At 46.9% G+C, this 19,491-nt stretch carries 18 protein-coding genes; 13 read left to right on the top strand and 5 right to left on the bottom strand.

Features of this window, described 5'->3' with window-relative positions; translation table 11 throughout:
- Positions 1 to 30: 30 nt before the first annotated feature.
- The 5 genes from BN1546_RS09105 (at position 31) to manZ (ending at position 5,589) form a co-directional block, all read left to right on the top strand.
- Entirely contained in the window at positions 31 to 2,823 is a 2,793-nt protein-coding gene (locus BN1546_RS09105; protein ID WP_090737197.1) for a sigma-54-dependent transcriptional regulator, read from the top strand.
- 199 nt (positions 2,824 to 3,022) lie between these two features.
- The gene (locus BN1546_RS09100; protein ID WP_013369099.1) at positions 3,023 to 3,442 is read left to right on the top strand and encodes a PTS sugar transporter subunit IIA; all 420 of its coding nucleotides are present in this window, start codon (positions 3,023 to 3,025) and stop codon (positions 3,440 to 3,442) included.
- 2 nt (positions 3,443 to 3,444) lie between these two features.
- Complete coding sequence (locus tag BN1546_RS09095) at positions 3,445 to 3,933, top strand: mannose/fructose/sorbose PTS transporter subunit IIB (RefSeq protein ID WP_013369100.1); 489 nt, start codon at positions 3,445 to 3,447, stop codon at positions 3,931 to 3,933.
- Between the two features lie 31 nt (positions 3,934 to 3,964).
- Positions 3,965 to 4,735 carry a PTS mannose/fructose/sorbose transporter subunit IIC gene (locus BN1546_RS09090; protein ID WP_013369101.1) on the top strand — a complete coding sequence of 257 codons (771 nt, stop codon included), beginning with the start codon at positions 3,965 to 3,967 and terminating at the stop codon, positions 4,733 to 4,735.
- Between the two features lie 11 nt (positions 4,736 to 4,746).
- Positions 4,747 to 5,589 (top strand): PTS mannose transporter subunit IID, encoded by an 843-nt coding sequence (manZ, locus tag BN1546_RS09085; protein WP_304364152.1) that lies wholly within the window; start codon positions 4,747 to 4,749, stop codon positions 5,587 to 5,589.
- Positions 5,590 to 6,319: 730 nt separating this feature from the next.
- Here manZ and BN1546_RS09075 read toward each other — a convergent pair.
- Complete coding sequence (locus tag BN1546_RS09075) at positions 6,320 to 8,122, bottom strand: alpha-glycosidase (protein ID WP_090737191.1); 1,803 nt, start codon at positions 8,120 to 8,122, stop codon at positions 6,320 to 6,322.
- 150 nt (positions 8,123 to 8,272) lie between these two features.
- On the opposite strand from BN1546_RS09075, the gene BN1546_RS09070 reads away from it, so the two are divergent.
- Genes BN1546_RS09070 through BN1546_RS09050 form a run of 5 tightly spaced genes read left to right on the top strand, consistent with a single transcriptional unit; the run spans position 8,273 to position 12,796 of the window.
- Positions 8,273 to 8,947 (top strand): response regulator transcription factor, encoded by a 675-nt coding sequence (locus BN1546_RS09070; RefSeq protein WP_090737189.1) that lies wholly within the window; start codon positions 8,273 to 8,275, stop codon positions 8,945 to 8,947.
- The gene (locus BN1546_RS09065) at positions 8,947 to 10,377 is read left to right on the top strand and encodes a HAMP domain-containing sensor histidine kinase (RefSeq protein ID WP_090737187.1); all 1,431 of its coding nucleotides are present in this window, start codon (positions 8,947 to 8,949) and stop codon (positions 10,375 to 10,377) included. Before BN1546_RS09070 ends, BN1546_RS09065 begins: the two co-directional genes overlap by 1 nt.
- A 59-nt stretch (positions 10,378 to 10,436) precedes the next feature.
- Complete coding sequence (locus BN1546_RS09060; protein WP_025678706.1) at positions 10,437 to 11,354, top strand: ABC transporter ATP-binding protein; 918 nt, start codon at positions 10,437 to 10,439, stop codon at positions 11,352 to 11,354.
- The gene (locus BN1546_RS09055) at positions 11,351 to 12,067 is read left to right on the top strand and encodes an ABC transporter permease (protein ID WP_058710439.1); all 717 of its coding nucleotides are present in this window, start codon (positions 11,351 to 11,353) and stop codon (positions 12,065 to 12,067) included. Before BN1546_RS09060 ends, BN1546_RS09055 begins: the two co-directional genes overlap by 4 nt.
- The gene (locus BN1546_RS09050; protein ID WP_090737185.1) at positions 12,068 to 12,796 is read left to right on the top strand and encodes an ABC transporter permease; all 729 of its coding nucleotides are present in this window, start codon (positions 12,068 to 12,070) and stop codon (positions 12,794 to 12,796) included.
- Between the two features lie 106 nt (positions 12,797 to 12,902).
- On the opposite strand, the gene BN1546_RS09045 is transcribed toward BN1546_RS09050, so the two are convergent.
- The gene (locus BN1546_RS09045; RefSeq protein ID WP_058710441.1) at positions 12,903 to 13,859 is read right to left on the bottom strand and encodes an L-lactate dehydrogenase; all 957 of its coding nucleotides are present in this window, start codon (positions 13,857 to 13,859) and stop codon (positions 12,903 to 12,905) included.
- A 538-nt stretch (positions 13,860 to 14,397) separates the two neighbouring features.
- On the opposite strand from BN1546_RS09045, the gene BN1546_RS09040 reads away from it, so the two are divergent.
- From BN1546_RS09040 to BN1546_RS27595, 3 genes are all read left to right on the top strand, one after another.
- Positions 14,398 to 15,213, top strand: a complete 816-nt coding sequence (locus tag BN1546_RS09040) for a hypothetical protein (RefSeq protein WP_090737182.1) — start codon at positions 14,398 to 14,400, stop codon at positions 15,211 to 15,213.
- 145 nt (positions 15,214 to 15,358) lie between these two features.
- Positions 15,359 to 16,186 (top strand): serine/threonine protein kinase, encoded by an 828-nt coding sequence (locus BN1546_RS09035; RefSeq protein WP_090737180.1) that lies wholly within the window; start codon positions 15,359 to 15,361, stop codon positions 16,184 to 16,186.
- 107 nt (positions 16,187 to 16,293) lie between these two features.
- Complete coding sequence (locus BN1546_RS27595; RefSeq protein ID WP_013369112.1) at positions 16,294 to 16,413, top strand: hypothetical protein; 120 nt, start codon at positions 16,294 to 16,296, stop codon at positions 16,411 to 16,413.
- Between the two features lie 183 nt (positions 16,414 to 16,596).
- On the opposite strand, the gene BN1546_RS09030 is transcribed toward BN1546_RS27595, so the two are convergent.
- The 3 genes from BN1546_RS09030 to BN1546_RS09020 all read right to left on the bottom strand — a co-directional run bounded on the left by BN1546_RS09030 (position 16,597) and on the right by BN1546_RS09020 (position 19,350).
- On the bottom strand, positions 16,597 to 16,776 hold the full coding sequence (locus tag BN1546_RS09030) for a hypothetical protein (protein WP_080567850.1): 180 nt from the start codon (positions 16,774 to 16,776) through the stop codon (positions 16,597 to 16,599).
- 91 nt (positions 16,777 to 16,867) lie between these two features.
- Positions 16,868 to 18,415, bottom strand: coding sequence for a gluconokinase (gene gntK / locus BN1546_RS09025; RefSeq protein WP_090737178.1), 1,548 nt, complete (start codon positions 18,413 to 18,415; stop codon positions 16,868 to 16,870).
- A 239-nt stretch (positions 18,416 to 18,654) separates the two neighbouring features.
- Positions 18,655 to 19,350 carry a GntR family transcriptional regulator gene (locus tag BN1546_RS09020; protein ID WP_025678719.1) on the bottom strand — a complete coding sequence of 232 codons (696 nt, stop codon included), beginning with the start codon at positions 19,348 to 19,350 and terminating at the stop codon, positions 18,655 to 18,657.
- Positions 19,351 to 19,491: the final 141 nt, after the last annotated feature.

The following is a 19,491-nucleotide window of genomic DNA, read 5'->3' as shown; positions in this document are numbered from 1 at the left end:
AATAAGAACTAGTCAGCATGGGGGAATACCGTGAAACGAATTGATGAGATCTTAGAGTATATTGCCAATGGTACAAAGAAACTGTCGGTAGAGGCCTTGCAGGACGGCGGTGGAATTACGGCTGCGGAAATAGCCGATCAACAGAATATGTTAAGAAATAATGTAAGCAAGGAGCTTAATAGTCTACTTCGCGCCGACTTGATTATTAAAATCAAGGGGAGACCCGTCAAGTTTTTGCACAAGCAGGTGATCGAGGAGACCTTTCGGGTTCAGCTTAAAGAGAAACAAATCCAAGTCAACAGCATTCATGAAATATTGCTGCCTGGAGAGCAAGTGGATCCGTTTCACGCCTTAATCGGTTTCATGGGGAGTATGAGAAACCAGGTTGAGCAGGGAAAAGCGGCAATATTATACCCGCCGAAGGGCTTACATACGCTGATTGTGGGGCAGACTGGCGTTGGGAAAACAATGTTCGCTAGGTTGATGTATAATTATGGTAAATATATGAAGCGCTTTTCAGAGCAAGCACCGTTTATCGTATTTAACTGCGCCGATTATTACAATAACCCTCAACTGCTACTCTCCCACATTTTTGGTCATGTAAAAGGAGCATTTACCGGGGCTGATAGGGAGAAAGAGGGGCTGGTTGAGAAAGCGGATGGGGGTATCCTGTTTTTGGATGAGATTCATCGGCTGCCCCCAGAAGGCCAAGAAATGATATTTTATTTCATGGACACGAACAGTTACAACAAATTGGGCGAGTCGGAGCGCAAGCGGGAAGCGAATGTGCTACTCATCGGCGCTACGACCGAAGATCCCGGTTCTTCTATGTTGAAAACCTTTATCAGACGGATACCGATTACGATCAACATTCCTTCCTTGCAAGAGCGGACCGTTGAGGAGCGGTTTTTGATCCTGAAGCATCTCTTTGCAAACGAAGCCCATCGTGTGAACAAGCCCATTAGAGTTGAATTGGAAACTGTAAAAGCACTGATTGGCAGCGTAACCTATGGCAATATCGGTCAGTTGAAATCGAACATTCAGCTTGTGTGTGCCAAAGGATTTTTGAACAGCATACATGAAAATAAGGAAGAGATTGAACTTGATTTTAAAATTTTGCCCGGAAATATCAAGGAAGGTCTATTTAATATGGGGAAGAACCGCAAGGAGATTGCCGAAATGGAGATGGTCAACTCCTCGCTGTATATTACTCCTGAAGGCAGCAAAGGAATGGATGAAGCAGACGCTTCTGAACTGCCGTTCAACCTGTACAAATTGATTGAAGACAAGATAGGGATGCTCAAAGAAGAAGGACTCGATGACAGTTTTATCAATAAGTTTATAACTACAGATGTCAATATTCACATCAAAAGTTTCTATAACCGATTTTATAACATCAAAGGGGGACGGGAACGGATTCTTAAGATCGTAGGCAGAAATATTCTGGAGTTCGCTGAACAGGTGCAAGAGATGGCTCAAAAAGAATTGAATAGAAATTACAGCGACAGGTTTGTTTATGCCTTCAGTCTTCATTTAAGTGCCTTCTTAAAGCGAATCCGGGAGAAAAAATATGTCAGTAAACAAATCTATGATCCGATGAATGATCAGGATGAAGAATACAGACTGGCACTTATTATCAAGGATTTGATCGAGTCCAAGTTTGAAGTCAACGTACCCAATGCCGAGACTACCTATGTGGCGATTCTTCTGAAATCGGTAGAAGAGGAGCACCAGGGAAATGTGGGAATCATTGTAGCTGCACATGGCAACAGTACGGCAAGCAGTGTCGTTAGCGTTGTCGACAGCCTGCTGGGAAGCTCAAATATTTGCGCAGTAGACATGCCTTTGGATGTTAGTCCTAGAGAAATCCTGGAAGTTATTGTGGATAAAGTGAAGGACATTGACAATGGCAGAGGCGTATTGCTGCTGGTTGATATGGGCTCCTTGCTCAATCTTGAAGCAACCATTATGGAACGTGTCGGGATTAAGGTGAAGACTATCGATATGGTTTCAACCCCGCTTGTGTTGGAGGCTGTGCGAAAGGCCAGTATTTTTGATATGAATATAGAGGAAATTTATCAATCTTTGAAGGATTTTCGTGGATATAACACTGGAAATGCTGGAGTGAAAGCGGAAAAGACCAGTAATAAGGTAATCGTGACGGTCTGTTCCTCCGGCAAAGGTGCCGCCGCCAAGCTAAAGGAGTTTGTAGAGAAGGTTGTTTATGACTTAACCGAAGAGAAAATAGTTGTTGTACCGGCAAAGGTCAGGGAATTGGATAAAGTGGTGAAGGATTTACGGGCCAAGCATACGCTTCTTGCGGTGATTGGGGTTAAGCGGCCAAGCGAGCTCAATGTACCGTTTATCCCTTTGGAAAAACTGATCGAGGCAAGCGGTGAACAGGCATTAAGAGAATTGTTGCTCAACAATCAGTTGCCTGTTATGCATGAACACGGAAGCGTGGTTGTAAGAGATCTATGTGAGGATACGCTAAAGGAGTTTATGACTTATTTGAATCCTCACAAAATTTTGGGGATTTTGATGAAATTTATCGAGCAGCTGGAACAGGAACTGGAGGCTGATTTCCATTATGCAAAGAAGGTTCAGCTTGCTGTTCATACGGCTCATGCGCTGGAACGAATGGTCATTGGAGAAGGGCTAGTGTATCAGGAGGATGTATCCTTACTTGACCAACGATTAATCGATGTGGTGAACCGTTCCTGCAATATATTTGCCTCCAGTATTAACATTAAGCTGACTAATGATGAAAAATATTATATTTGCGAAATCCTAAGCGAAGTATATAACTGTATCCCCAAGTAGTGGCGCAAGTGTATAAAACGATGCTGGATGTGTATTAATCATGCGGATAAGGATAATAAGTAGTTGGTGAGAAAAGGCCAAATTCCCGGAGCAGCCGAGGGTTTGGTCTTTTTTTTGATAGTTAATCGCATCATACAGAATCTTGGCATGAGACTTGCATATAAGTATAGGCGAAGGATGCAAGGAGGGGGTGAAACAAATGATAGGTGTTATTGTTGGCACTCATGGAAAATTTTCCGAAGAGATCCTAAGATCCACGGAAATGATTTTCGGCCATCTGGAAAATGTGGTGGGTGTAACGTTTGAACCAGGTGAAAGTGTTAACGGACTTGTTGAGAAGTACAAAGCGGCCTTGGAAACAATTGATTGGACGGACGGATTGATTTTTCTCGTCGATTTGTTTGGTGGCAGTCCCTATAATGCGGCCAGTAGGATTGTGGCCAGGTATGAAAAAATGGACATTGTAACAGGGGTAAACCTGCCAATGATCGTAGACCTGCTGACCAATAGAGGGCTGGAGAACGTGGAGAATCTGAGTGATCTGGCCATCCGTGCGGGTCAGGATTCAATGAAGTCTTTTCGTGTCATCCGGGACATACAAACAGAGGAGGAATTATAGGTATGGAAATATCATTTGTTCGTATTGATGACCGTCTAATTCATGGTCAGGTGGCTACTGTGTGGGTGAAGGAAACGAAGTGTAACAAAATTATCGCCGTCAGCAATGAGGTCGCTGCGGATACGCTGCGCAAAACCTTATTGTTACAAGTGGCGCCGCCGGGGATTAAAGCTTATGTTGTCACGATTGCGAAAGCGATTGAAGCTTATAACAATCCTAAATATAACGATTTCAAGACCTTGTTCCTGTTTACCAATCCCACGGATGTACTGCGGGTTGTAGAAGGTGGGGTACCGTTTACATCGGTAAATGTAGGTGGAATGTGCTTCAAAGAAGGCAAAACACAAATTACCGGAGCAGTGTCCGTAGACAAGCAGGATGTAGAGGCATTTTATAAATTGCACGAAAAGGGGATAGAACTGGAGATTAGAAAAGTGGCCAGTGATCCTAAAATTAATTTGATTAACAAGCTCCAAAATGTCCAGTTTTAACAACACGTACGCATAAGAGAGGGGGTCAAACATGAGTGTTTTTGAAATCGTAATGGTCACGCTGGTTGCAGCCATTTGCGGAATGGGCAGTGTTTTGGATGAAGGACAGACTCATCGTCCTATAGTTGCGTGTACACTGATCGGTCTGGTCCTGGGAGATCTCAAAACCGGTATTATTCTAGGCGGTACGCTGGAATTGTTGGCTTTGGGCTGGATGAATGTCGGAGCGTCCATGGCTCCGGATGCGGCTTTGGCCAGTGTAGTCTCAACCATATTGGTTATTGTCGGGCACCAATCGATCGGTGCGGGAATTGCCGTTGCGATTCCGATTGCGGCTGGCGGACAAGTGTTAACTATCTTTGTTAGAACGATTACCGTGTTCTTTCAGCATCTGGCAGATAAATATGCCGAATCTTCAAATTTCAAAGGAATTGAATTATGTCACTTCATAGCCCTCCTTCTTCAGGGATTACGTGTCGCTTTGCCTGCCGTATTGGTGGCTATTGCAGCCGAAACCGGTCTAGTTACGACTTTGCTGGATGCCATCCCGGAGGTCATTACAAAAGGGCTGCAAATTGCAGGAGGATTCATCGTCGTTGTAGGATATGCCATGGTTATTAACATGATGGCAGCCAAATATCTGATGCCTTTCTTTTTCTTGGGCTTTGTCATCGCGGCATTTACAAGCATCAATCTGGTTGGCTTTGGAATCATGGGAGCGGTTCTGGCTCTGCTGTATATCCAGCTCAATCCCAAATATAGCCAGCGCAAAGATCAAGTGGGTGAAATTGAAGAGCTCTAAAGAAATTCTTAATGAAAGAGTGGGGTACTATGGAAGAAAAAAAGTTGACCAAAAACGATTTAAACAAAATGTTTTTCCGTTCATGGTTCCTGCTGGGCTCGTTTAATTTTGAGCGTATGCAGTCGATTGGTTTTTGTGTCACCTTGATTCCGGCAATCAAGCGGCTATACAGCAAGAAGGAAGACCAAAAAGAAGCACTAAAGCGGCATTTGGAGTTTTTTAATACTCAACCGTTTATCTCTGCACCGATTATGGGGGTAACGGCCGCTATGGAGGAGCAGAAAGCCAATGGACAGCCGATTGATAATGCTACCATAAGTGGCGTGAAAGTTGGCTTAATGGGACCTTTGGCTGGAGTAGGGGACCCTATTTTCTGGGGAACATTACGCCCCGTTCTGGCTGCATTAGGAGCTTCCATTGCGTTGTCCGGAAGCGTTATCGGGCCTGTCCTATTTTTCTTGCTCTTTAATGTTATTCGCCTGGCTACCAAGTGGTACGGACTGAAATACGGCTACCAAAAAGGGACGGAGATTGTGTCCGACATGTCCGGAAACCGGCTGCAAAAGCTTACGGAATCGGCCTCCATCCTGGGACTATTTGTTATGGGCGCACTCGTATCTAAATGGACTACTCTGAATATACCACTCGAAGTATCCCGATATACCCGTTCGGATGGAGTAGAGGTTGTTACGACGATACAGATGATTCTGGATCAATTGATACCTGGACTGTTACCTCTTTTGCTGACTTTTTTATGCATGAGACTGCTCAAAAAGAAAGTGAATGCTATAGCTCTGATTTTTGCTTTATTCGCAATAGGAATTATTGGATACGCTCTTGGTGTATTGGCTTAAGCCAATTTGTAAAGTGATCCGGTCAAGCAATCGTCGCTGACCGGCAACCTGCCGCTTAACTTGTAAACGCTTTAAATTTTACTGATTAAAATGTTCAATCATCTACAAGCGAATCTGCAAGCGCTCAACGATAGTCATGAAAGGCTACTGGCTTGTTGAAAACTGACATAAGCAATGATTCTCTATCATTAATCACTACAGGCTCAATGATGGTTTTAAAGCCACATTGAGCCTGTAAAAGCAGGTTCCGCTCTTTTGCTGTTAGTATGTTTGTTGTAATTTTTTGGATGAGCTTGCCAGATCGGGTACTAACAGCCTCTTTTCTCTATGATCTGATATTCGCCGAGACCTGTTTTCTTCAGTGGCATATGCATATAGCATATCTCTTCACAGTTAGGTCATATTGAGAGGTTTATGAAGCCACGAAGACTTAAGAAGGCCATGGCATTGGGAAAAAGGAGACGAACTGGCTTTAAGGGCAAAAGAATTAGGGTGGACGTTAGACAATCTTCTTCAGCTCAAACAGGACAAGGCGGTAACCCCATTTCTATCAATGCGTCGGACGTTGGGGTAGTAAGAACAGATGTCCAAAATAAATAATCAGCTTGTACAAAAAGCTATATCCTCAACGTAAAAAAATCGCCGGGAATAAGTTGGATAACTTGTTCCCGGCGATCTTGCTTTTTTTACAGTCGGCAGGTATTTTCATCAGCATCCGCGTCTACATAGCCTATGCCTTGCTTTGCATCTTGTCGTCAACTTCTTTTGCAGAGTTGACTGATCGCACAGGCGTTGCCTTCAGCACAGCATATCCGTAAGGCAAAAGCTCGGCATGCAGCCCCTTTGCTCCCACGGACCACCGGCCTTCGCCAAAGACTAACTGCCATTCCTGCTCTGGAATGGACAATTCAAAAGTGTGATCCTCATCGGAACGGTTGAGCAGCACAAGCAACACTTCTTCGTCGCTGCGCCGCTCGTAGGCGAGTGAGGCGCCCTCCGGTTGTGCCTCCAGGAAAGTGATGCTTCCTTGATCACGAAGGACAGGGTGCGCCTTGCGAAGAGCGATCAGCTCACGATAAAAGTTGAACAGCTCGTGGTCCTGCTTGTCGGTATCCCACTCCATGCACTGGCGGCAGCCTGGATCGGCATCTCCATCCAGGCCGATCTCATCGCCGTAAAAAATGCAGGGTGCGCCCATATACGTGAACTGGAACAAAGCAGCCAGCCGCATCAGTCGTTTGTCGCCCCCGCACAGCGTCAGTAGGCGTGGTGTATCATGGCTATCCAGCAGATTAAAGGCAACCTCGGATGCCTGCTGCGGATAGCGGGCAAGCTGGCGTCCAATGGCGAAGGCGAAGCTCTGGGCATCGGTCACTTTTTTGACGAAAAAATCATTCACCGCATAGGTGAATGGATAATTCATCGTCGCATCGAATTGATCGCCCTGAAGCCATTCAGACGATTCATTCCACATCTCACCCAAAATATATGCATCCGGATTAGCCTGTTTGACTGTAGTGCGGAATTCACGCCAAAAGGCGTGGTCTACCTCATCTGCCACATCCAGTCGCCAGCCGTCGATACCGACCTCTTCAATCCAATGCTTTGCCACATTCAGCAGGTACCTTTTCACCTCAGGATGTTCCGTGTTCAGCTTGGGCATCATCGGTTCAAGCCCGAATGTATCGTAGGTCGGGGTGCCATCGACCACTTCCAGCGGAAAGCTATGAACATGGAACCAGTCCTTGTAAGGTGAGGCTTCGCCTTTTTCCAGTACATCCACGAACGGTTTAAAGGTACGTCCTGAATGGTTGAACACCGCATCGAGTAGTACCCGGATTCCCCGATCGTGGCAGGCCTCCACCAGCTTTTTTAATATCTTTTTGTCCCCGAAGTGCGGGTCTACCTCCATATAATCCTCAGTATCATATTTATGATTGGTCGTCGCCTTGAAGACAGGAGTCATATATATGGCGTTGATCCCCAACTCGCTCAGATGATCCAGATGATCGAGAATCCCTTGTAAATCGCCACCGAAAAAATTGTCTCTTTGCGGTGTGCCACCCCAGTCCTCAGCATCTTCCGGGCTAATGGAGGGGTCACCATTGGCAAAGCGTTCTGGGAAAATCTGATAAAATACAGCATCCTTCACCCATGCGGGTGGCTTCAAAATATCAATCGGATTTAAAAACGGATATTGGAACAGACTGTCTGCATTTTGAGGTTCCTCGGTGGTGAAATCGTCCTCGTCCATCCAAATTCGTTCCTCGCCATCTTCCAGCAAAAATCCATATTTCAGCCGACGGTGAGTAGGCTTTACAGTACATTCGTAGTAATCGAACCTGCCATCGGTGGCAAATTTGGACATCGGAATAAGCTGCCGAGTACGATCCCAGTCGTACTTATCTACGGTAAGAACATGAACAGAAGTCAGGTCATTTTTCTTTGCACGAAGCCGTAAAATTATCGTTTCATCATCATAACCAAAAGCCCAATTACGTTTCGGGTGGTGGTATATCGCTTCCAGCAGCATCTGATAGGCCTCCTTGTTCACCTGCATTCAAATTTGAAATTGTGAAGCGTATGTCGTATAAGGTAGTTATTAACCTTTTTAAGTGGGTTATGTACCATAAATGCTATAATGCCCATTACATAAAAGAAAAACGATAAGTAGGTGTCTATTATGAAAACAAATGTGCTATACATCGAAGATGACCAAGATATTGGTGCTTGGACGCATCAGTATTTGGAAGAGCGAAATTACGCTATAACCTGGCTTCGCAGCGGAGATGGGGCTGTGGAAGCAGCTCGTACGTGCCAGCTCGTGATTCTGGATGTGATGTTACCTGGTCTGGATGGGTTCACCATTGGGAAGCGGCTCAAGAAAGAGTACCCGGAGCTTCCCATTCTCATGTTGTCTGCCCGTACATCCATTGACGATAAGCTGCAAGGATTGGATTTTGCTGATGATTATGTGACAAAGCCCTTTCACCCCGATGAACTCATAGCACGTATGGAAATTTTGCTGCGGCGATCAGGAAGCGTATCCGAAGAATCTCTACAACTGGGGCATCTGTCTGTGTTTCCTCCAGATAATCGTATTGTAAATTGTGATACCGGGGAGGAAATTACGCTGACAGGCAAGCAATATCATATTTTTGCTTATTTGCTGCGGCATTTGGGCCAGATTATGACGAAGGAACAAATGTATGAGGCGGTGTGGGGAGATCCGTATATCGACGGAGACAAAACCTTGATGGTCCACATCCGGCACTTGCGGGAAAAGCTGGAGATTGATCCTGCCACACCCCGTATCATTGAGACGATCCGTGGTGTAGGTTATCGGGTGAAGGCATAATGAACGGTATGCGTAAAAGGTGGACAGGATTACATCGCAACTTCCGTCCAGGTCAGGGAGGGCGGTTTCGTAATTCATTGTTGTTCCGCTATCTGGTCATTATTGTGTTTGCTATGGTGCTGTTGCCCATTGTATTGCCTGTTACAACCTTAATATATAGCATACTGTTGAATTTGCAGACGGATATCAAGCCTACGAATCCTTACTATCCCTCTACGACCCATACTGAAAATAGCTGGCATCGAGAAGCTATAGCTTTGAAGGGGGCTAATCCAGAGCAAATCTCAGCCCATCTGCGCAAAATACAGCAGGATATGTTCCCGGATTCACAAATATTTTGGGTCGATACCGCAGGGTTAACCAGATTAGAGCTGCCAACCCAACCTAACATTCCAAAACAATGGAGCGCGGCACAGGCTATAGCTTTTATGAAGCAAGCCAGCTCTGAGGGTCCGTTTACAGTCGTGGCCTTTATCGGCGGGGGCAAGGATGATGTGAATCAGGGCTATATGGTATTAAAGGTGCCCCGTTCGTTTTTTGAACAGTCGTCTACTGATAATGGCATGTTGATGTACTATCTCCTTTTTATTCTATTGGTTCTGGGAGCTTTTATATTCGTATCTCTTCTGTTTTTTGGAGGCATTCGGCGGAGGTTGTTGCAGCTTCAGGCCGCCATGTCGCAGCGAGGAGAGGATGGGTTACCCATCCTCGTTGCCACCGGTCGCCCGGATGAAATCGGCAAACTGGAGGAAGCTTTTAATCGGATGGTCGAACAGTTGGCAGAGAGCCGAGGACGTGAGCGTCAGGAGGAGGAGCTACGGAAGAGGCTGGTCGCCGATCTGTCACACGATATTCGAACGCCGCTTACGGTTGTGCGCAGTCATCTGTATACACTGGATACGGAAAATCTTAGCAGCAGAGGGAAGCAGTCGATTACACTAATGGAAAATAAGTTAAAGGACCTTGGAAGTCTGATCGACAACTTGCTGACCTATAATCTCCTATCTAGTGGAAAATACACCATGAATAACGAACCGCGTGATATTTTGCGGCTGGTGCGCGAGTGTGCGGCCAGCTGGTATCCGGTGTGGGAAAAGGAAGGCTTTGAAGTGGATATCGACCTGCCCGAGCATAGTATGGTGTGGAATGTCGACGAGCAGGGCTTCCGCCGTCTGCTGGATAATCTTTTTCAAAATGTAGTTCGTCATGCTGCCTCAGGCCGGTATATTGGTATTCAAGTTCAGAAGGATAACGGGAGAGAGGCATTGGTCATTGCAGATAAAGGCCCGGGAATGGAACGACAATCCAGTGAAAAAGGAGCTGGAATTGGCCTGGCGATCACAGAACTATTGGCGCGCGAAATGAATTTGGAGAGGGAGATTTGCAGTTCATCAGCCGGGACACAAATCTGTTTTTTAAACAAAACTTAAACTCAGTGTTCCCTTGGCTTTAAACTTGGCGCGTTACGATAGGTGTCGAGGTGAGGAACTTGAACGAATCAATCATTGAAACGAACAGTCTCAGCAAAATATACAAAGGCCGCGCCGCGGTTAATCAGCTGGACCTGAAAATAGCGCGGGGAGATATTTACGGATTTCTCGGACCCAATGGAGCAGGGAAAACGACAACGATCCGCATGCTACTTGGGCTTATTCGCCCTACTCGAGGAACGATCCGTATATTCGGCAAAGATATTCGCAGACATAGACTGGATATTTTGCGTAAAGTCGGTTCGTTGGTAGAGTATCCTTCGTATTATGGTCATTTGAACGCCGTCGAAAATCTGGAGGCTATTCGTCGTATTTTGAATGTGCCGAAAGAGAACATTACTGAAGTATTGGAGGTCGTTCGGCTGACCAAGCACGCTAAACGTCCGGTTAAAGGTTACTCGCTGGGCATGAAGCAGAGACTTGGTATCGCAGCAGCCCTGCTCGGCAATCCCGAAGTGCTTATTCTGGACGAGCCAACGAATGGGTTGGACCCCGAGGGCATTCAGGAAATGCGCGAATTGATACAGGCGATGCCCAAGCAGCGGGGGATCACTGTACTGGTATCCAGCCATTTGCTGAGTGAGGTAGAGCATATGGCTAATACCGTCGGCATTATCCGTGAAGGACAACTGGTCTTCCAAAATACAATTCACAATCTCCGTCAGGAGTCCGCAGGGGGGATTCGGATCGTAGTATCGGAGCCGGAAGCAGCCCAATTGATTGCACGGGAACAGGGCTACCATTCAGTGAAGGACGGGTCAGCGCTGGATTTTGACAACATGAATGATGCGGCTGTTGCGCTGCTAGTTAGAAGATTAGTTGAAAACACACATGCCGTATATCGTGTGGAGGAACGCCGCAAATCGTTGGAGGATATGTTCATGCAGGTGGTGGGCAAAGGAGGGGGCTCCCTATGATGCTGCGAGCGCTGACAGCGGATCTGCTCAAAGCACGCAGAAAGGGAATCTGGTTTCTGGTATTCCTCGGCCCTCTTGGGCTGGTGGCCATGCAGGGACTGAACTTTGGGCTCCGCTATGACTATCTGATTCCGCGATATAAGGGCCGTTTATGGGAAAGCTTGATGGATAACATCGCACTGTTTGTTCCCCTTGCACTTGTGTTAGGAGCCACGATGGTCGCTTCCATGTTGGCGAATGTGGAGCATACCTCTAACTCCTGGAAGCAGCTGTTGGCTTTGCCTATTTCCAAATTTAGTGTTTATATGGCAAAGCTAACACTGGCCATTGGAATGCTGTGCGTGTCCTGCCTACTCTTGACGGTAGGGACTTGGACCTTGGGGATGCTTCTTGGCTTTGGGGGAGAGCCAGCACCGATAGGGGAGCTACTGCGGCTCGGGTTTTGGCCCTTAGGCGGCACGCTGCCTATACTCGTATTGTTGTTGTGGCTAACGGTCACGTTCCATAATCAAGCTCTGCCTGTAACATTGGGCATTACGTTAGGCATTGGCAGCTTATTCGCTTCCCAACTGTCCGAATGGTTTCCGCTGGCTTGGCCGCAATTCGCCTGGGTTGCGCCACAAGCGTGGATATTCGCGTCTATCGGATGCGCAACAGGTATAATTCTCAGCCTGCTGACCGCAGCTCATTTTAGCCGAAAGGATGTGGCGTAAATGTTCGGAGGATACGTACGGTTACTTTCTGTCGAACGCCTGAAAATGGCGAAATCGCCCGTCTGGCTGCTTGCGCTCGTCAGCCCGGCGATTGCCGTCCTAGTTGGTTTACTGGCGAATCCGGGAGGAAACTGGCTGTTGCTGTTGGCTGCCATGCTTACAATACATGCAATGCTGTTCCTGCCGATGCTGACGGCCGTGTTTGGGTCTCTAGTCTGCCGTTTTGAGCATGGGGGCGGCGGCTGGAAGCAGCTGATGTCACTACCGTTGTCCCGCACGGGTCTGTACGCAGCCAAGCTGACCATCATTATGGCTATGGTCGGACTGACTCAGCTGCTGTTTGGAGGATCGTTGCTGGGTGTTGGAGCTGTGCAGGGGATGAACGGGCCGATCCCTTGGGCCGTGATTGCCCAAAGCCTGCTTGCGGGCTGGGTTGCTTGTCTGCCGCTGGCCGCCCTGCAATTGATGGTGTCCTTTCTGTGGTCCAGCTTTGCTGCACCGCTTGCTTTGAATTTCGTCTTCACCGTGCCCAATATGCTGATCGCCAACTCTCAGACCTATGCTCCGTATTATCCGTGGGTACAACCTTTATTGGCGATGATGCCGAGTGGGGGAGACGACTTCGGGGCGTTCATGGTGCCAACGGATACACTCTTGATGGTGGTACTGGGTAGCTTTGTCCTGTTTGCGTTTGCCGGTCTGACGATATTTCGTTATAAAGAGATATAAGACGAAATGTGGGAACTGTAAAAGCTCCTTACCCTAAATGAGGGTAAGGAGCTTTTTTTGCTGTGCGGCAGGTTCGTGTTCTGAATAAGGTACTTACTCTATGGGCTTACACTAAGCCTGAAATGGCACGAATATTGTCGCTGATCAGGTGGCAAGAGGCGTCGAACTTGGCTTGCTCTTCTGGGCTCAGCTCAAGTTCAATGATCTCCTGAATTCCTTTACTGCCAATGATTGCTGGAACGCCCGTGCAGACATCAGTGTGTCCATACTCGCCGTCCAATACGGCAGAGATCGCTATAATTTTACCGTCGTCATTTAAGATGGAACGGGTAATGTAAGCCAGCGCATTGGCAATACCAAAATAAGTGGCACCTTTGCGGGTGAAAATCTCCCAACCGGCATCCCTTGTTTTACGGGCGATGTCATCCAGATCAACGTGTCTGAATCGTTCCTTATGCTGACGCAAAATGTGCAAGAGCGGCTTGCCGCCAATCGTGACGTGCGACCAGGCCACGAATTGGGATTCGCCATGCTCGCCCAAGGCATACCCCTGCACACTGCGTGGATCTATGGAAAATACCTCAGAAAGCAACGTCTTGAGTCGGGATGAGTCAATAGAGGTGCCTGTGCCGATCACCTTATTGCGCGGCAGACCGGATATACTCTGCACCAGATAAGTGACAATGTCGACAGGATTAGCGGCAATAACGAAAATACCGTCGAAACCGCCCTCCATAATAGCTGTCACAATCTCTCTAGTGATATGCACGGCATCGTCCAATACAGACAAGCGGTCTTGGCCGGGTTTAGGATTGGATCCAGCTGTTATAATCACAACATCCATATCCGTGCAGTCTGCATATGTGCCTGCACGGACCTTGGTGCGTGTAGACGTAAAATCCATACAATGGGACAGATCCAGTGCATGGGCTAAAGCTCGGTCATACGTGCGGTCAATCATCATGATTTCATCACAAATGGACTGATTGACCATTGAGTAGGCACAGCTCGAACCGACCATTCCCGCGCCGACAATCGCTACTTTCCTTGCCTTCCCCTTCATTTATGTTTCCTCCTCGTTCCAGCGAACGTTAATATGCTACAAATTATGCCTGAAATCCATTTTACGTTACATAACATAACATATTGCTGATCTTTTGAAAATATCCATTTTTTTGCCCTCATTCCGATAAATTAAAAACGAAAGGTGAGTAGGGAGAGCTATTTAGGAATAATTAAAGAATAAGCGAGGATTATCAATATTCTTTTAGGGGAGGGCAGGATAGAATATATCCATTTATTTATAAATGGTTTTCGTATAAATCATAACATGGACCATATTCATGGAAGAAATGTTGCCATAACATTATTGGAAGTGTGATATTTATGTGACGCTTCATAAAGAACCTTAAGAGTATATAGTGAAGGGGCATTCTCAGCGATGTCGCTTCTTGTATTTTTATAATGTATTCGTTTATGACAAAGGTTCTTAGTAGTCTGCATTATTAGAACATTTTTGCCAAAGGATTTCCAATGGTTTCCGCGAATTCTACATATACAAGCTTATTTCTTTCCATACCATCCGGGGAGGTAATGATTAAATGGAAGAAAGCAAGTCGACGACGGAAGCAGCAAAGCAACTGGGAATTGGGGCGAGTACCCTTCGTAAATATGCAGCGGCGCTGGAAGAACAGGGATACGTGTTTCAGCGTTCCGCTAATCAGTCGAGAATGTTCAGTGCTGGGGATGTTGATTGTTTGAAGGTGATGCGGAGGGCGTTGCGTGAGCAGCATATGACGATGGAGCAATCCGTTCAGGTGGTACTTGAGCGAATAACCGCTCCCTTCCAACTGGAGGATGAAGAATTCCGCTTGCCACCTATCTCGGATGCTGAGTCACTGACCGCAACCTGGCAAGAAATAATGGCGGCGGCTGAGAACAGAGAAGAGACAGTCGTGCAGGAGCAAGCTGCTGCTACGGTTGAGCTGACAGAGTTAGAGGATGAAATGAGCGTTCAGGAATTGTCGAAGGAACCCATGCAACCGCAGGAGCAACTTCAGACTTTGACATCAGCCATTGAATATAGATTGGAGCAAGCACCTGTATCCGTACAAACACAGGAGTCTGTAGAGCCGCAAGAGCTGGCGCAGATGCAGGATATGGTGCAAACCGCTTTGTCGGAAATGCGGAGCCGTTTGGAGGAACTGGAAGCAGAGCATAGCCGTTTGGTGGAGAAGAATGTTAGCTTATCTAACCAACTGGAGGATCATAAACGTTGGATGAAAGAAAGGGTCGAGGAAGAACGGGATCGGCAGTTAATCACTAATTTACGTACCTACCAGGGCCGGCAACGCAAAACGCGCAGTTCGCTGTTGTCCTGGCTCGGTCTGACACCGCGTAGCCGTAGAGAGGCATAACGAACATTATCTTGCCTAATAAGACCATCAGACCTAATCGGTTCTGATGGTCTTTTGGCGTGGATGATATAATAACGGAATACAAGAATACGAGGACAAGTCGCATAGGAAACGTGGTGCGGCATGTATAAGAAAGGATCTAAGTATGTTTGCTTGGTTGCGGAATATTTATGAATCATGGATGGATTATCCCAAACAGCCTGGTGATTTGCTCAGCGGACGTTATTGTGTTCGTTCGCTTTTAGGCATGGGTAGCTATGGTTTAACCTACCTCTGTCTGGATCGGCACAGCGGGCAGGAGGTGGCGGTCAAACTGCCCAGACCGAGCAAACGAGCGCAGGCAGTTCAGCTATTGCAGCGCGAGGCTCACATTATGCGACAGATGGAGCATCCTTATATTCCGAAGCTGCTTGAGAATGACATACATTCGGACGAAATGTATATGGTCATGGAATACGTCTCCGGTATGACCTTGGAGGAGCTTATCTTTGAGCAGGAGCGTTCCTTTACGGAACAAGAATGTATCGTCTACATTTTAGAGTTAATGGAGCGAGTTTTGCATGTGCATGAACGGGGATATATCCATCGTGATATCCGCATCCCTAACGTAATTCACCGCGAAGGGAAGCCGTGCCTAATCGACTTTGGGCTTGCTCTGGCCGTGGGAGAACGACAGGAGGATGTATTCACCGAAGCCATGCTGGAAAAGCGCGCACCTGAGCGACAAGATGTCGCTTTTTACAGCGATTTGTACGATATCGGGCATTTCATGCTCTTTATGCTGTATAGCAGTTATGAGCCTCAGCCGGATCAACCGCCTGGAAGCTGGCAGGAAGAATTAGTATTAAGTCAACCAGTGCGTCATATATTGGAGCGGCTTTTTCAAATTCGCCCACGTTATGAAAACAGTCGACAGTTTATGCAGGAGCTGGAGGAAGCATTGTTGCTGCTAGAGGTTAATCCAGAACGGTAGCTGAAAATAAACAGGCATTCGCCGCAAAAATGGGGGAATGCCCCCCTTACGCATTAGGCTAGGTCTACATACAATGATCCTGTAAATGAGCGAAGGGAGTGTTGTAAATGAGTCATATGTGCGGAGTAGGCGGTATGGGTTGCGGTGTAGGTGCCTGGACCTCTGTAGGGGCGATTCTGGTACTGTTTATTTTGCTGGTGATTATCTCTAAAACTCTGTTTCTGTAATTTATGTAATTTCGGTGATAGACGATTTCCTGTAAAGTGCACTGATGTTGCTCTGCAAAACGAAGGGCGCACAACAATAAAGCGAAGGCCCTTGATGATAAGGGGCTTCGCTTTATAAGTTTAAGAAGCCTGTGGTTTGCTTCTGTGTTAAGTTGTACTCCGCCCCTGCTTCGTGTGGTTTGGCTAGGAACTGGAGTAATGACGGCGTTTATCCTTGTAATATCGGTGACCGTTATGGCTGTTCTTGTATCCGTCTGATGAAGAATGGCGTTTACGGTCGTAATAACGATCTGAGCTGCTGTATCGCCGCTTATGGGAATGAGAGGTGGAATGTAGCAGGCGGTGCAGTAAGTTTTTGAGCATCGTCTAATCCTCCTTCTTATCCTATCCAACTGACATAGACAGGTCTTATAAAACGATAATACGCAACAGTGTTAGAACAGGTTCCACTAATTTAAAATTGTAGGGACTTGGCCTGAAATTCTGCGATATCCTTGAACTCTTCTTCAAATTTACGGGAAATGCGAATATAGATCGGCAGTAAATCGCGATAGATATCTACATGCTCTGCCGCAGGTTTATGCTGATGAGTGGTGCCGATCATACCGGATACTGCATCTAGCGAATCAATTCGCCCTAACGCGTACAAGCCTAGAATGGCTGCACCTAGACATGAGCTTTCCAGACTTTCGGGAATAATGACTTCCTGGTCGAAAATATCCGCCATGAGCTGTCTCCATAGCTCCGAGCGTGCAAATCCACCCGTGGCATGAATGACTGACGGTCTGTCGATGACTTCTTCCATAGCGAGCATGACTGTATACAGATTGAACAGTACGCCCTCCAGTGCGGCGCGAATCATGTGCTCTTTTTTGTGCCGCAGGGACAGGCCGAAGAAGGATCCGCGCGCATTTGGGTCCCACAGAGGAGCGCGTTCGCCGGATAGATACGGAAGGAAAAGCAGACCGTCCGAGCCGGGCCGCACCTGTTCCGCGATTTGGGTCAGTACATGATACGGATCAATTCCCAAGCGTTTGGCAGTTTCCACCTCAGAGGCTGCAAATTCATCCCGTATCCAGCGGAAAACGATACCGCCGTTGTTCACCGGGCCGCCGATGACCCACAGCTTTTCGGTCAAGGCGTAACAGAAAAAGCGCCCTTTGGCATCGGTGAGAGGCTTATCAACTACAGTACGGATGGCTCCGCTGGTGCCGATGGTAACAGCGACAACTCCGGGTTTGATTGCATTCACACCGAGGTTGGATAAGACACCGTCACTGGCTCCGATCACAAAAGGAGTCGTCTCCAGCAGGCCCATGTCATGTGCATAGGCTGCGTCAAGCCCTTTTAGCACATGAGTTGTCGGCACCAGTTCGGACAGCTGCTCCTCCGTCACACCTGCAATAGTGAGCGCTTCCTCGTCCCAATCTAGCTGCTTCAAATTCATGAGTCCGGTAGCGGAGGCGATCGAGTGATCCACGACATATTGGTGGAATAACCGGGCAAAGACATATTCCTTTATTGAAATGAATTTGTACGTCTGGGCCGCAACATCCGGTAAATCTCGTGTAATCCACATCAATTTTGTCAGCGGTGACATGGGGTGAATGGGCGTTCCAGTGCGTAAGTAAATATCGTGTCCATTGTATTTATGTTTGAGCGCTTCAGCCCATTTGGCACTACGGTTATCTGCCCAAGTGATGGAGGCGGTCAGTGGTTTACCGTTCTTGTCTACCGCCAGTACGCTGTGCATAGCCGAACTAAAGGAGACGAACAGCACGTGTTCGGCGGGTACTCCGCTTTGTGTCATGACCTCTTGCACCGTCGTTACGACAGCTTTGAAAATATCTTCAGGGTCCTGTTCTGCCGCATCTGGCTCAGGTGTATGGAGTGGATAGCCCACATGATGCTGCGCGGCAATATTGCCGTTTTCTTTGAAAAGCACTGCCTTGGTACTGGTTGTGCCAATATCGACGCCGATCATATATCGGGTTTCAGTCATATTCATTCTCCCCTTCACTTACCTTATTAGCTCATTATCGTTAAATTAACACATTCAGCAGCATAATCAAACCGAAAGCGACCAGGGAGAGGATGGTTCCATAACATTCAAAAGAATGAAGGCAACAATATGTATAGATAAATGTATACTTGTCGACAATTGAGTCTAAAAAAAGAGCCGCGTCAGCTGGAGCACGCATAAAGACGCGGTACATTTGCTCTTTGCCAAGCATGTTGCAACTAGGATAATGTCTTTCTATAGGAGGACAAAACGCTATCGTTAACCGCGTTGCGGGTGTCTCGATAATGTTCCTCGATAAGTCGTGACAACTCCTGAGCATTCGCTTGTTTTAAAGCATTTGCAAAGGTGCGGTGCTTGCGAATTGTGACTTGAGATTCTTCGATGTTAGACGCAAATCGTTGTTCTGTCGCAGCCAGCATAACTGTCAGGATCAACTGTCTCATACCATTCCAGGTATGGAGAATACGGGTATGGCCTGCTTCCAGAACCAGAGCTTCATGAAAATTAAAATCCTGAAGAGAAAACTCAGCGATATCCCTGTGCTTGAGAGCGACTTCCATTTTGTCGATCATCTGATTTAAAGTGGTTACCAATATGCTATTATCCTTATGTACATACCTTTGAACAACAAAATGCTCAATCAGCATTCGTACGTCGAATAGCTCCTCCATATCACTGGGTGTCATGCCGATCACAACCGCCCCCATGCGCTCCAAACGGATAAGTCCTTCGCCTGAGAGCACTTTCATGGCTTCACGCACAGGAGAACGACTGGTACCAAAATCGGTAGCAATCTGATTCTCAGATAGAACAGTGCCGGGTGTCTGCATACCGCGTATAATCTGAAGTCGGAGTTCACAAGCAATCCTCTCTCCAAGCGATGCGCCCTGTAACCAGGTTGTTGGATATTTCATAGAATACTCCTATCTTGCAAATAATTTTGCATACTTGTATACAAATTATGGAGTATTATAAACCCCGTTTAAGCCCCTGTAAACGGTATCAATTGACATCGGTTCCATTTCACTGCTTTTAGCGTTACAATAGAAACAGAA

This window comes from Paenibacillus sp. Mc5Re-14 (genome assembly GCF_001049835.1).
Lineage (GTDB): Bacteria > Bacillota > Bacilli > Paenibacillales > Paenibacillaceae > Paenibacillus > Paenibacillus polymyxa_C.
This window is presented reverse-complemented; position numbering and strand designations above follow the sequence as displayed.